The sequence below is a fragment of the Micromonospora sp. NBRC 110009 genome (genome assembly GCF_030518795.1).
Lineage (GTDB): Bacteria > Actinomycetota > Actinomycetes > Mycobacteriales > Micromonosporaceae > Micromonospora.
Window position 1 is genome coordinate 1,505,925 of sequence record NZ_CP130427.1, and the last position, 13,211, is coordinate 1,519,135.

Here is a 13,211-nt window from a genome sequence, read left to right on the forward strand (position 1 = left end):
CGTGCCGGGTGGGGTGTCCCGGGACGGGATGACGCCGGCCGGCCGCGACCCGGGCGTGCCGACGGCCGCCGAGGCGAACCCGCCCGAGCTGCTGCCGGACGGTCCCGCCCCGGCGACCACTCCCGTCCCGGAGCCCGCTGCCCCGGGCGGCCGGCGCGCCGAGCGGGTGGTGCTCCGGTTGGCCCGGCCGTACCTGGGCCGGCTGGTCGGGGCGGGCCTGCTCGCCGCGGCCACCGAGTTCGCCGGGCTGGCCCTGATGGCCACCGCCACGTGGCTGCTGATGAGCGCCGCCGGCCGGCCGCCGCTGGATCGGTTGACGGTGGCGATCGTCGCGGTCCGGGCGCTCGCGGTCAGCCGGGGTGTGTTCCGGTACACCGAACGGCTCGCCGGGCACGACGCCGTGCTCCGCATGATCACCGACGTCCGGGCCCGGGTCTTCGCCAGCCTGGCCGCCCGGCGGGACGGGGCCGCCCAGCGGACCGGCGACGCGCTGAGCCGGCTGGTCTCCGACGTGGAGGCGGTCCAGGACCTGCTGCTGCGGGTGCTGGTACCGGGGGCGGCCGCCGCGCTGGTGAGCCTGCTCGCCGTCGGCGCGGCGGCGCTGATCTCACCCCCGGCGGCCGGTGTGCTCGCCGCCGGGCTGCTGGTGGCCGGGGTGGCGCTGCCGGCGCTGGCCACCGTGCTCACCCGCCAAGCCGCCGACCAGGTCGCCCCGCTGCGCGGCGCGCTCGCCGTGGACGCGATCGACCTGACCCACGGCGCCGCCGACCTGGCCGCCTTCGGTGCGACCGGCACGGCGCTGGCCGCCGCCGAGGGGCGGGCCCGCCGCCTCGCCCGGCTGGAACGCCGCCTCGCCGCGACCGGCTTCGGGGTCGACGCGGCCGGGGTGCTGGTCGGCGGGCTCACCGCCGCCGCCGTGGTCGCCGTGGCGCTGCGCGCCGGGGTCGGTGGGGTGCTGGTCGGCGTCCTGGCCGTCGGCACCCTGGCCGCGGTGGAGATCTCCCTCGCCCTGGTCGGGGCCGCCCGCCAGCGCACCCAGCTCCGCGCCGGCCTCGCCCGGGTCGCCGCCCTGCTCACCGGCGCCGAAGCCGCCCCCACCGGGCCCGCCCCCGCCGGGCGCACCACCGGGCCGATCCCCGCCGGTGCCACCGCGGGGCCGAATCTCGCCGCGCGGGCCACCGCCGGGCCGGCCGCGGTCACGGGAGCGGTGGCGGCCGGGCCCGACGTGCGGTTCGACCAGGTGACCGTGCGGTACCGCGAGGGTGCCCCGCCGGCCCTGGACGGGGTGAGCCTCGACCTGCCCGCCGGCCGTCGGGTCGCCGTGGTCGGGCCCAGCGGCGCGGGCAAGAGCACCCTCGCCGCCGTGCTCACCGGCACGGTGCGGCCGGACACCGGCCGGGTCACCCTGGACGGGGTCGACGTCTCCGCGTATCCGCCCGAGGAGCTGCCCCGGGCGATCGGCGGCCTGCTCGCCGAGGCGTACGTCTTCCACGCCACGGTCCGGGAGAATCTGCTGCTCGGCCGGCCCCGCGCCGACGAGGCGGAGCTGGCCGCGGCGACCCGGGCGGCCGGCCTGCTGGACTGGGTACGCGCCCAACCGGACGGCTGGGACACCGTGGTCGGCGAGGAGGGCGGGCAGCTCTCCGGGGGCCAGCGGCAGCGCCTCGCGCTGGCCCGGGCGCTGCTGGCCGCCCCGGCGGTGCTGGTGCTGGACGAACCGACCGAGGGGCTCGACCCGGCCGCCGCGGACGCCGTGCTCGCCTCGGCGCTGGCCGCCACCCCGGCCGGACACTCGGTGCTGCTGATCAGCCACCGGCTCAGCGGCCTGGCCGGGCTGGACGAGATCGTGGTGCTCGACGCCGGCCGGGTGACCCAGCGCGGCCGGCACGCCGAGCTGGTGGCGCGGCCGGGCTGGTACCGCGACCAGTGGCTGCTCCAGGAGGCGGCGGAGCGCGGCTACCTGGCCCTCGCCCCCTGAGCGTCTCCGGGGAATTCCCGGACGCGGCCGGCGGCGCGGGGTGGCAGGGTGGTGCCATGCAGGGGGACCGGGACGTGCTCGTTGAGGAGCGGCTGGACGAGCTGGCCGGCCGGCTGCGTGGCCCGGCCCGGCTCAAGGCCGACCTGGTGACCGAGGCGCGGCACGCGTTGCAGGACGCCGTCGAGGCGTACCGGGAGGGTGGCCTGCCGCCGGCGGAGGCCGAGCGGCGGGCGGTGGCCGAGTTCGGCACGCCCGCCCAGCTCGCCCCCGGCTACCAGGCCGAGCTGGCGGCCGGGGCGCTGCGCGGGCTGGCGCTGCGGGCGCTGGCGGTGGCGGTGGTGCTGATGGCCGGCGGCGACCTGACCTGGCAGGGGTCGAGCTGGAGCGACGGGCCCCGGCCGCCGGAGGGCTTCGTGCTCCTCCACGCCTCGCTCAGCGGGATCTGGATCCTGGTCGCCGGGCTGGCGCTGGCCGGCCTGCTGCTGGGCCTCCTCGCCGCCCGGTACCGGTCGTCCCGGCTGCCCCGGCTGACCCGCGCGGTCGGCTACGGGCTGACCGGCGGCCTGGCCGGTGGGGCGGTCGCCGGCAGCGCGCTGTTCGGCTGGTCCGTCACCCTCTGGGACGGGGCTCTGACCTGGCCCCCGATGCTCATCGGCGCGGTGGTGGTCAGCGCCGGCTGGTTCGCGCTCGCCCGGGCGGCCCGCTGCTGGCTGGCCACCTGCTGACGCCACTCAGGCGGGGCTCGCGGGCGGCTGCCCGGCGCCGAGGAAGCGGCCCACCGTGTCGCTGAACTCGCGCCAGCCGGCCCGCTCGCCGGCGAGCGCCCGGACGCCGGCGTCGGTGAGCTGGTAGGTGCGCCGTTCCCGGCCGTTGACGGTGCTCCACGAGCTCGCCACGTAGCCCGCACGCTCCAGCCGGCGCAGCGCCGGGTAGATGGTGCCGGTGGGCAGGTCCAGGGCTCCGCCGCTGCGGGCCCGGAGCGCCTCGATGATCGCGTAGCCGTGCAGCTCGCCCTGTTCCAGCACCGCCAGCAGCAGCGCGTCCAGGTGTCCGTGCAGCGCCTGGGCCTTCATGTGTAGTAACGCTACTTGTCCACCCGCCGGGACGCCACCGGGGTGCGGCTCCCGGCCCGGCCGGGCCGACCACTAGGGTATGTGCGCAGAGTCACTCGGCGGCCGAGGCGTCGCCGGGTGGGCAACCCGAAAGCACACGGAGGTCAGCGTGGCCCGCCAGTCGCCCCAACGGCCCGACGCCGACGAGCCCGAGCTCGACGACACCACCTCGTCGGCCGCAGATGACGAGGTCGACGTCGACCGTCCGGCGCCGGACCGCGCACTCTGGGACGAGCTGCGCATCGACCCGGTGGAGATCGCGCTGCCGGCGGGCACCGGCTTCACGCTGCGGGCGTACCGGCCGGCGCGGGAACTGACCCCGACCGATGTCGCCGATCGCGACCAGGACGACCCCTTCCTGGCCCGCCGCCAGGTCGTCGAGACCGAGGACGAGGAGGTGGTGATCCTCGACGAGGAGTTCGCCGCCCTCACGGCCGAGGAGGAGGACGAGGAGGAGCGCCCCGAGGGGCGCCGGCGGGGCAAGGCCGAGGCGGCGGACTCCGACGCCGAGGCCGACGAGGAGCACGAGGACGAGGACGAGGCGGAGGACGCCGCCGGCGACGAGGAGGTGCCCGCCTTCCTCACCCACCGGGGCCGGCTGCTGCTGTTCAAGACCCCGGAGTCGTTGGTCTCTTTCATCCGTTCCGGTGCGCCCAACGACCTGTCCCAACTGGACAGCTGGAACGAACTGTCCGAACGGGTGGAACCGGTCGACATCGCCCCGCTGGACGAGGACACCTACGAGCTCGACCTGGTGGTGGAGAACCTCCGCGGCGGCCACGACGCGTGGGATCCCACGCTCTTGATCGAAGCCGGTGAGGTCGCCCGTGACCTGGCGTACGCGCTGCGGCTACCCGCCGTGCTGGACATGCTCTCCGCGGGTTCCAGCCTGGACGACCTGGACGAGGCGCTGCGGGCGTCCGTCAACGGCGGAATCGGTGGATTCATGGGTCGGCGCCGGCTGAAGAAAATCGGGGCACAAACCGCAAGTTTGGGCTGGCGCACCATTGTCGGCAAGATCTCTGCTGTTGTGGACTGGCGCGACTGACCCGGAGCGGGGAGCATCAGTCTCTGGCAGAAAAAGCCTTGTGTCCCGGGAGGAGGACGACGCCGTGGCGCTCGTGCGCGTGTACTGCGGTCTGGCCTCGGCGGATCCGGCCGACCGACCGGCTTCGGCCGGTTCGACGCTGACGTCCGCTGTGGTCGACGACGCAGGCCGTCTGCTGCATGTCTGCGAGATCGGCGACGACCCGGCCGGCTATGCCCGGCTGGTCGCGCTGCTCGTGGAGCGGTCAGGCGGGCCGAGCGGTGCGGCCATCGCCGCCGACAGCGACGACCACACGGTCACGTCGCTGCTCAGCGCGGCCGGGCGACCGCTGGCGATCGCGGACGACGACTCGGTCGACGACTTCGCGGAGCGGTTCGCCGACGACGACTCGCTGGAGGAGATGCAGTCCCCGCCGGCCGAGCGTCGGGCGGTCGGGCTGGCCCGTGCCCTCCAGGCCGGCGCGCTCTCCGCGGTCACCCTGCCGGCGCCCCGGGACCTCGCGGGCTACAAGCAGGTGCTCAGCGCCCACGCCGCGCTGGCGAGCGGGCGGCACTCCGCCGCGGTGGCGCTGCGCGAGGTGCTCCGCGAGCTCTACCCGGCGGCGCTCCGGGCCTATCCGGACCCGGCCGAGCCGGTCTCCCTGGCCGTGCTGGACGCACTGCCGGAGCCCAGCATGTTGAGCGGCACCGTCTCCGGCGGCCGCGAGGTCGCGGTCGCCGCGGACGCGGTCGCCGCCCACCTCTCGGCCGAGGGTGTCGCGGATGCCGAGACCATCGACGACGCGGTGACCGCGCTGCGGGTCGCCATCGCCGAGACGCCGCGGCGCGCCGCGGTCAGCCGGGCGCTCACCGCCGCCGTCGCGGAGACCGTGCGGCAGGCGGTCGCCTCGGTGCGGGCCTGCGACTCCGGCTGCGAGGCGCTGGTCGACGCACTCAGCGCCCGGGTCACCGCGCCCGCTCCGGCGCCCGGCCGCCGGGCCGCCGCCCGGCGTGGCGAGTCGGTCGGCGAGCTGACCGGCATGCGGTCGATCCGCCCGGCCGAGCCCGAGCCGGTGGGCCGGCGCAACCGGCCCGAGCCGGTTTCCGGTCCGGCCGCGCCGGCGTCGCCCCGGCCGCTCGCGCCGCCGCCGGTCGCCCCGGCCCCGGTCATGCCCCCGCCGGTGGCCCCCGCCCCCGTCGCCCCTGCTGCCGCCCCCGTCGCCCCGGCGGCCGCAGCCGGCCGGCCGGCCTCAGCGCCGCCCGTGCGTCCCGGACCGGCCGGCGCGCCCCGGCCGCAGCGGCTGGACGGCCCCACCAACCGGCCCATCTCCGCGCCGCCCCCGCCGCCCGGGATCACCCCGATCACCCCGGCCCAGCGGGGCAACGTGCCCCCGGCCGAGGCCGGCGAGCCGTTCCGCCCGACGCTCACCACGGCCGCGATCAACAGCGCCCGGGCCGAGCGGCAGCGGACGATCATCCCGCCGCGGCCCAAGACCACCCCGGAGCCGCCGACCGGTGGTTTCAGCGCCACCGACCTGAGCATCCCGGTGCCGGCGCCGCGCCCGGGCCAGGAGTCCGCCCCTCCGGGGTCCCGGGCGAACTGGCCGCTGGTCAACAACGGCGACGAGCAGGAGGACCGCGCCAAGGAGGCACCGCCCGCCTACGGGTACGGCGGCCGCGGCGTGGACGCGCCGAGCGACCCGGGCCGGGTCACCCCGCCGTGGCTCGCGGACGACCTGCCGCAGGAGCCGCCGATGCTGCGGCTGGTGGAGCCGCCACCGCTGGCCGACCGGGCGCTGCGGAACGAGCTCGACCCACCGACCGACCCCGGCCTGGAGACGCCGCCGCTGCGGCTGGTCGAGCGGGAGGCTGCCGGCCGTCCGGCGCCCCGGGCCGAGCTGCCCACCCCGCTGGAGCGGCGCCCCGCGCCGAAGGAGCACCGGCCGCCGCCGGTCTCCGACGAGGGCGACGGCGACCTGCTGATCTTCGCCCAGGCGAAGTCCGCCTGGTTCGTCGGTCACGGCGACGAGGCCGACCTCGACTGGTCGAGCACCGCGGACAGCGGCTGGCAGGCCGCCGAGCAGGCGGCCCGCCCGTCGGTGGGCTCGGAGACCAAGGCCGGCCTGCCGAAGCGCGTACCGCAGGCCAACCTGGTGCCGGGCTCGCCGCTGCGCGAGGAGCGTCCACTGCGGATCGTCCGGAACGCGGCCAGCCTCGCCGAGAACACCACGGGCTACTTCCGGGGTTGGCGGCGCGGCCAGGAGATCGGCGGCTTCGCCGTCGGCGGTCGCCCCGGTCGGGAGGCGGCCGGCGGGTGGGACTTCACCCGGGACACCGGTGACCGCGACGACGAGCGGGAGTACGAGTACCGCTCCGCCGGTTACCGGTCCTGATCGGAGCCGCACCGCCTGCCACCCGCGTGTTCCTGCCCACACCCGGATAATTTGACGCCGGGTCGGACTGGCCGGAAGCATACCCGCGGACCAGCCGGCGCGGGCGTCGCCGGGGCGGGAAGGCGACTCCATTGGCGACCTCGGCATTCGACTCCACCGTGCTCACCCGTCGCGGCGTGCTCGCCGCGGCAGCGAGCACCCTGCTGCTCACCGCGTGCGGGCAGCCCGGCCAGCGACCCGACGACGCGGCCGGCAGCAGGGCACCGGACGACCACGAGCTGGTGGTCGGTGCGAGCCTGGAGCTGACCGGCCCGGGTGCCGCCCTCGGCGTGCTCCAACAGCGCGCCATGGAGATCACCGCGGAGGCGTTGAACGTCTCCGGCTTCCCGGTCGGCAACCTGCGCCGCACGCTGCGGTTGGAGATCCGCGACAACGGCAGCAACCCTGCTGAGGCGGCCCGGCAGGTCACCGAGCTGATCCAGCGGGACCAGGTGCACGCCCTGGTCGGCGGCACGCTCGCCGAAACCTCCATGGCCATCGTCGGGGTGGCGCAGCAGCTCCGGGTGCCGTTCCTGTCGCTGGCCGACGCCGAAGAGATCGTGCTGCCCCTGGCCGAGCGCACCTACATCTACAAGCTCACCCCGGACGCCGGCGATGTCGCCCGACGACTGGCCCGGCTGATCGAGTCGCTCCGGGTCCGGCGGGTCGCCCTGCTGGCCGCCGAGGGCCTGCACGGCGACGCCGGCGTACGGGCCGTGCGGACCGCCCTGCGGACCACCGATGTGCAGCTGCGGCGGACCGTACGGCTGCCGGCCACCGGGAGCGACTTCACCGCCGCCGCCGAGCGGGTGGCGGGGGATCAGCCGGAGGGCGTCATCGTCTGGGGCACCGCCCCGGACTCCGGTGCCGCCGCCCGCGAGCTGCGTCGCGCCGGTTACCGGGGCCCGCTCTTCTTCGACGCGGGCGCGGTCGCCGACCACACCCTCACCCGCCCGTACGCCGCGGCGGTGGAGGGGGCCTACACCGTCCACCCGGCCTGCCTCACCTCGTCCACGCTGGCCACCACCACCACGGCCGAGGAGGACCGGCGGGACTTCACCTACCGCTACCTCCAGCGGCACGGCAGCTTCAAGGGGTTCGCCCCGTACGCCTCGGACGCCCTGCGGCTCCTCGTCTCGTCGGCCCGGATGGCGACCAGCCTCGACCGTGGCCGGATCCGGGCGTTCCTCCAGACCCAGGTGCTCGAGGGCATCGCCGGCGCGTACGCGTACGCCGAGACCCGGCACGGTGGCATGGAGCCGGACTCGCTGGGCGTCTACGTGGTCGACAAGGCGAGCTGGACGCGCTACGCCTGACCGTCCACACCGGCCGTCCCGTCGGGACAGGACCTGCTCCGCGGGGCGGCCGGCGGCCGTCAGCGAACCGTGGACAGCGAGAAGCGCCCGGTGACCTCAGGTCACCGGGCGCTTTCGTGCCGCCGGTCAGGCGGGGGCGACCGCCCGCGAGCGCCGCATGGTGAGCACGTACTCGACCAGGGAGATCAGCACGTGCTTGGTCGACTCCCGGTTCCGGGCGTCGCAGGCCACCACGGGCACGTCGCTCGAGATCGCCAGCGCGTCCCGGACGTCCTGCGGGTCGTGGTACTGCATCCCGTCGAAGCAGTTGATGGCCACCAGGTACGGCAGCCGCCGGTGCTCGAAGAAGTCGATGGCGGCGAAGCAGTCGGCCAGCCGGCGGGTGTCGACCAGCACCACGGCGCCGATGGCGCCGCGGACCAGTTCGTCCCACATGAACCAGAACCGCGTCTGACCCGGCGTACCGAACAGGTACAGAATCAGGTCGCGGTCGATCGAGATACGACCGAAGTCCATCGCCACCGTGGTCGTCGTCTTGCCCGGCACCTGCCGGGTGCCGTCGACGCCCACGCCTGCGGTGGTCATGATCGCCTCGGTGGTCAGCGGCGTGATCTCCGAGACCGAGCCGACCAGCGTCGTCTTGCCGACGCCGAATCCACCGGCGATAACGATCTTCGCCGACGTCACGCGCCCGCTCGGGGCCGGCGGCCGGTGCGACATGTCAGAGCCTGCGAAGTCCACTCAGCACCCTCTCCAGCAGTTCAGTGCCCACCGCGTCGTCGGAGTCGTCCAGGATGGTCGGCTCGTGGACCGCGACCAGGCCGTCCGTCGCCATGTCGGCGATGAGCACCCGGGCCACGCCGAGCGGAAGCTGCATCCGCGCCGCGATCTCGGCGAGTGACTGCACGCGTCCGTCACACAGCGCGGCTATGTACTGGTGTTCACGGCCCTGTCCGCCGTTGCCAGTGGCAACGGCGCGGCCGCGCACCGTCGTCTCGACGAGCGCCTCCAGGGCGATCTCCAGCCGGGGACGGGTACGGCCGCGGGTCACGGCGTATGGACGGACCAACGCTCCAGTCGGTTCGTCACGATCGACCATGTCGCCGCTCACCTCCTTCGTACCCGGCACCGGCTTCGCCCGGTGGTGTTCGTCGATGTCGTAGTTGTTGCCGCTCCTGACCCACCGGTCAGCGCGTCGATCAGCCCATCATCCCGACAGCCGTACGCGGCTGCGGGGTCAGGGCGTCGCCCACCCGGTCGACGAGCAGGGCCATCTCATAGCCGACCTGTCCGACGTCGCAGCTGCGGGCCGCGAGGACCGCGAACGACGAGCCGTCCGAGATGGACATGAGGAACAGGAAGCCGTTGTCCATCTCGACCACGGTCTGCAGCACCGCCCCGCCCTCGAAGCAGCGGGCCGCGCCCTGGGTCAGGCTGACCAGGCCGGACGAAATCGCCGCGAGCTGGTCCGCGCGGTCCCGCGGAAGGTCACGGGACCCGGCGAGGAGCAGGCCGTCGGCGGAGACCGCGACCGCGTGCGCCACGCCGGGCACCCGGTCGGCGAAGTTGGCGAGCAGCCATCCGAGATCCTGCGTACTTGTCATCCTTGTTGCTCCTTCTGCCCGCTCCCGGCCACCGGGCCTGAGCCAGACTGCGAGGACTGCTGCCCGCCCGGAGTCGCCTCCGGGCCGGCCGAGTTGCTGTCGGTCGGGTTGTTACGCCCCCGCTGCACGCCCCGATGGTAGGCCGAGAGCAGACCCCGCACGCCTTCCGGCGTCCGGCGCTGCACCGACGTGGACGGCTTGTCGACGCCACCCGGCACCAGCTGCGCCATCGGCGTCCGCTTCGGCAGGCCCTTCTGGGTGGTCTCGGCGACCGGGACCTCGGTGGCGGCCGAGGCGGCGCGCCAGCCGTCGTCGGCGGCGCTCTGCCAGCTCGGCGACCCCTGCTGTTGCGCCCGCCGGTTGGGCAGCGGTTCGGCGAAACCGGGACGCGCGCCCCCGTTGGCCGGTCCGTTGTCGCGCGGCGCTCCGCCGGCCGCCGGGGTGTGTGCCATCGGCGTGTTACCTGTCGTTGCGGGTGGTGGCTGCGGGACGGCCCGGCCGGCAGCGTCGACCTTGGCGAACTGCTGGGTCGCGCCGGCGCTCGCCGCCGCACCCGGCGTCGCCGCCGTCTCCTCGTTCGGCCCCGGTCGGCGGGTGCGGAACCAGTTCGACTCCAGCTCCCGGAAGATCGGCAGCTCCATCGTCTCGTCCGCGTACCGCTGGCGGTTGGCCGACTGCTGCGGCGTCGGCCTCGGCGCCGGCGCGGGCACCGGCCGGCTGACCGCCGGCGGCACGGCGGCCGGCGGCGTCTCCGGGCGGCCGACCCGCGGCAGCTCGGTGGTCATGTCCAGGCCGGCCGCGAGACGTTCCGGCACCGGCGGGGCGGCCGGGTCGGGCGCGGCGACCGGCGGCCAGGCCGGCGGTGCGCCGACGCTCGGCGTGCCGGCCTGCGGAACCGGACGCTGCGGCAGCTGGTTCGCCGGCGGCACCGAGACCGGCTGGCCCGGGGCGGGCGCGGCCGACACCGGCTGGCCGGTGAAGGGCTGAGCCGAGACGGGGTAACCCGACACCGGCGCGGCCGAGACGGGGTAACCCGACACCGGCGAGGCCGAGACCGGAGCCCCGGAGACCGGCGGCAGCGGCGGCGCGGAGACCGGCGGGACCGGCGGAGCCGACACCGGCGGCGGGTAGTACGGCCCGGCCTCGGGGCTGCTCGGCAGCTGCCGCGGGATCGCCGCCTGCTGGCCGGTGCTGGCCGGGTCGCCCTCGGCCGGGTGGCGACGCTGCGGCAGCGGGTCGACCGGCTGGCCGTTCGAGGAGCGCGGGTTGAAGCCGTCGCCGCCGGCGGGGGCGCTGGCACCGGTGAGGTCGGACCAGGCCGGCATCGAGCGCGGCCCGCCCGGCGTGGCCGGGGCGCCGGAGCCGTTGCGCGCCGCCGGGTCGAACGCGCGGCCGCCGAGGGTGACCTGGTTGCCGGACGTGCCGGGGCGCGGGGCCGGCGGGGTGTGCGGGCCGTTGCTGAGGGCGGCCAGCGCGCCGAACGCGGGCGCCGGAGCACTCTGCTGGGGAGCGGCGGCCGGCAGTGCGGGCGCCGGCTGACCCCGGCCGGCGAGGGCGCGCGGCACCAGGACCGCCGGAGGCAGCGTGACGTCGGCGACGGTGCCGCGATCGGCGCCGGGCCGGAGCTCGACCTTGACGCCGTGCCGGGACGACAGCCGGGCGACCACGACCAGACCCATCATCCGAGAGACGGCCACGTCGACCTGCGGCGGCGTGGCCAGCCGCTCGTTGAGCTCGTACAGCTGCTCCCGGCCGATGCCGATGCCCCGGTCCTCCACGTAGAGGGAGGCGCGGTCGCCCACCCGCCGGGCCTCGACCATGACGTGGGAGTCCGGCGGGGAGAAGGCGGTGGCGTTGTCGAACAGCTCGGCGACCAGGTGCACGAGGTCGTTGACCGCGTGCGCGGCGATCTCGATGTCCCGGTCGATGACCCCGAACTCGATCCGGGTGTAGTGCTCGACCTCGGACTGGGCGGCGCGGAGCACGTCGATCAGGGCGGCCGGTTCGCGCTGCACGCGGGTGGAGTCCGCACCGGCGAGGACCAGCAGGTTCTCGTCGTTGCGGCGCATCCGGGTGGCGAGGTGGTCGAGCTGGAACAGCTCGGCCAGCCGGTCCGGGTCCTCCTCGCCGCGCTCCAGCCGGTCCAGGTGGCCGATCAGCCGGTCGACCAGGATCTGCGACCGCCGGGCCAGGTTGACGAACATGGTGGCGACGGACGCCCGGAGGGCGGCCTGCTCGGCCGCGGTCCGGACCGCCTCCAGGTGGACCGCGTTGAACGCCTCGGTCACCTGGCCGAACTCGTCCTTGCTCCGGACCGGGAGCGGCTCGGCGATCTGGTTGGCCAGCTGCACCGGGGAGAGCTGGCCGGTGACCTGCGGGTCCCGCAGCCGGGCCACCGCCTGCGGGAGGCCGTACTGGGCCACCGAGAGGGCGCCCTGCCGCAGGTCGCGCAGCGAGCGGGCCATCGAGCGGGCGACCAGGTACGCGAACAGGATCGCCAGCAGCAGCATGCTGAGCAGCAGGCCGGTCTCCAGGAACACCTGGCGTTGCGTGTCCGAGCGGAGGTTGTCGGCCTGCTTGACCACGTCGCCGTCGAACTTCGATTCGACGGCACGGACCATCTTGGCGTTGCCGACCATCGCGGCGTCCCACTCGTCCGGACCGAAGGAGAGGGTCGACAGGTCCCCGCTCTCGTTGAAGAGGATCTGGCCCTGGTAGGAGGTCACCTCGCGCAGGTCGCCCCCGGCGACGTTCTGCTGGTAGAACTCGCTCTCGGACCGATTGGCGATGGCGTCGAAGGCCTCGAGCGCCTGCTGCTCGGCGGTGACGGTGGAGATGTAGTCCTGACGCAGGGCCGGGCTGAGCTTGCGAGGCCCAAGGGCGCGGTGCACGACGACCCGGCGCTCGGAGATGAATTCCTTGGCGCGGGCGATGGCGGCGGCGGCGCGCATCCGGTCGCTCAGGTCGCTGTCGCCGGCGAGCTGGCTGCTCGAGTCGCGCGCCGCCAGCAGGTCGCTGATCAGGCCGTCGTACACCTTGATCGTGAAGCTGACCGCCATCTTGCCGTTGAAGACCTGACTGCGGGTGCCGGGCAGGTCGGTGAGGTTCTGGTCGATCCCGTCAAGGAGCTTCTCCAGCGTGGGCGGCAGACCCTCCAGCACGGCGCGTTGCTGCAGGTACCGGCCCTTGGCGTCGTCGACCTCCTGACCAGCCTTGGTGTACACCTCGGTGTACCGCGTCTTGACCTGCGGCTTGTTGGCACTCAGCAGCAGCACGGCGGCGGTCCGCTCGTCCTGCAGCCTATCGACCAGGTCACCCGAGTAGCCGATCAGGTTGGCCAGGTTGCCGGCCCGGTTGGCATTGTTGAGCGTCTGCAGGTGGTCGACCAGCCCGCTGGTGCCCACCACGACCGTGGCGATGGTCGGCACGATCATGATTAGACCGAGCTTGGACCAGATCGGCATGTCGCGCAGCCGGCTGGCCGGCCGGCGTAGACGCGACAGGAAGGAGCCCGCCGTCGTTGGCCGTTTGCTCACGTCACCGCCCTCGCATTACCGCGTCCGGACGTCGCCTCTGGGCAACGCCGAGCGACCGACCCGGCGGGTCGGACCCCCGAGATTCCATCACGCCGCTCCGCAAAGAGAAAGACCAGGCTGTCCCTCGCTGAAGGTGTGATGAGATGTTGATGCAATTTGATAGCAATCCGTCTGGCCGGAGTCACCAAAAGTAATGGCACACCCTCA

10 protein-coding genes are annotated in these 13,211 nt (G+C 75.0%); 5 read left to right on the forward strand and 5 right to left on the reverse strand.

Annotated features, from left to right (window positions below):
• The first annotated feature begins 88 nt into the window (after positions 1 to 88).
• Positions 89 to 1,978: a thiol reductant ABC exporter subunit CydC gene (gene cydC, locus Q2K19_RS07135; RefSeq protein ID WP_446839762.1), complete on the forward strand. Its 1,890-nt coding sequence runs from the start codon at positions 89 to 91 to the stop codon at positions 1,976 to 1,978.
• 56 nt (positions 1,979 to 2,034) lie between these two features.
• Entirely contained in the window at positions 2,035 to 2,703 is a 669-nt protein-coding gene (locus Q2K19_RS07140; protein WP_302768650.1) for a permease prefix domain 1-containing protein, read from the forward strand.
• A gap of 6 nt (positions 2,704 to 2,709) precedes the next feature.
• Here the strand turns inward: Q2K19_RS07140 and Q2K19_RS07145 are convergent, their stop codons facing one another.
• A complete protein-coding gene (locus Q2K19_RS07145; protein WP_302768652.1) occupies positions 2,710 to 3,051 on the reverse strand; it encodes a PadR family transcriptional regulator in 342 nt (113 codons plus the stop codon).
• Between the two features lie 79 nt (positions 3,052 to 3,130).
• Here Q2K19_RS07145 and Q2K19_RS07150 point away from each other — a divergent pair, with 79 nt between their 5' ends.
• The 3 genes from Q2K19_RS07150 (at position 3,131) to Q2K19_RS07160 (ending at position 7,864) form a co-directional block, all read left to right on the forward strand.
• Positions 3,131 to 4,138: a DNA primase gene (locus Q2K19_RS07150; RefSeq protein ID WP_302768655.1), complete on the forward strand. Its 1,008-nt coding sequence runs from the start codon at positions 3,131 to 3,133 to the stop codon at positions 4,136 to 4,138.
• Between the two features lie 40 nt (positions 4,139 to 4,178).
• Positions 4,179 to 6,509, forward strand: coding sequence for a transposase (locus Q2K19_RS07155; protein WP_302768657.1), 2,331 nt, complete (start codon positions 4,179 to 4,181; stop codon positions 6,507 to 6,509).
• A gap of 131 nt (positions 6,510 to 6,640) precedes the next feature.
• A complete protein-coding gene (locus Q2K19_RS07160; protein WP_302768658.1) occupies positions 6,641 to 7,864 on the forward strand; it encodes an ABC transporter substrate-binding protein in 1,224 nt (407 codons plus the stop codon).
• Between the two features lie 126 nt (positions 7,865 to 7,990).
• On the opposite strand, the gene Q2K19_RS07165 is transcribed toward Q2K19_RS07160, so the two are convergent.
• The 4 genes from Q2K19_RS07165 to Q2K19_RS07180 form a co-directional block, all read right to left on the reverse strand.
• Positions 7,991 to 8,584, reverse strand: a complete 594-nt coding sequence (locus tag Q2K19_RS07165) for a GTP-binding protein (protein WP_302768660.1) — start codon at positions 8,582 to 8,584, stop codon at positions 7,991 to 7,993.
• A gap of 1 nt (position 8,585) precedes the next feature.
• Positions 8,586 to 8,963 (reverse strand): DUF742 domain-containing protein, encoded by a 378-nt coding sequence (locus Q2K19_RS07170; RefSeq protein ID WP_046567086.1) that lies wholly within the window; start codon positions 8,961 to 8,963, stop codon positions 8,586 to 8,588.
• A gap of 100 nt (positions 8,964 to 9,063) precedes the next feature.
• Positions 9,064 to 9,468 (reverse strand): roadblock/LC7 domain-containing protein, encoded by a 405-nt coding sequence (locus Q2K19_RS07175; protein WP_302768662.1) that lies wholly within the window; start codon positions 9,466 to 9,468, stop codon positions 9,064 to 9,066.
• The gene (locus Q2K19_RS07180; RefSeq protein ID WP_302768664.1) at positions 9,465 to 13,004 is read right to left on the reverse strand and encodes a sensor histidine kinase; all 3,540 of its coding nucleotides are present in this window, start codon (positions 13,002 to 13,004) and stop codon (positions 9,465 to 9,467) included. The genes Q2K19_RS07175 and Q2K19_RS07180 overlap by 4 nt, the downstream gene beginning before the upstream one ends.
• Positions 13,005 to 13,211: the final 207 nt, after the last annotated feature.

Excerpts from the sequence above, each read along its gene's own strand:
- Q2K19_RS07140 (WP_302768650.1), top strand. The coding sequence starts at position 2,035 with ATGCAGGGGGACCGGGACGTGCTCGTTGAGGAGCGGCTGGACGAGCTG.
- Q2K19_RS07145 (WP_302768652.1), bottom strand. The coding sequence starts at position 3,051 with ATGAAGGCCCAGGCGCTGCACGGACACCTGGACGCGCTGCTGCTGGCG.
- Q2K19_RS07150 (WP_302768655.1), top strand. The coding sequence starts at position 3,131 with ATGTGCGCAGAGTCACTCGGCGGCCGAGGCGTCGCCGGGTGGGCAACC.
- Q2K19_RS07165 (WP_302768660.1), bottom strand. The coding sequence starts at position 8,584 with ATGTCGCACCGGCCGCCGGCCCCGAGCGGGCGCGTGACGTCGGCGAAG.
- Q2K19_RS07170 (WP_046567086.1), bottom strand. The coding sequence starts at position 8,963 with ATGGTCGATCGTGACGAACCGACTGGAGCGTTGGTCCGTCCATACGCC.
- Q2K19_RS07175 (WP_302768662.1), bottom strand. The coding sequence starts at position 9,468 with ATGACAAGTACGCAGGATCTCGGATGGCTGCTCGCCAACTTCGCCGAC.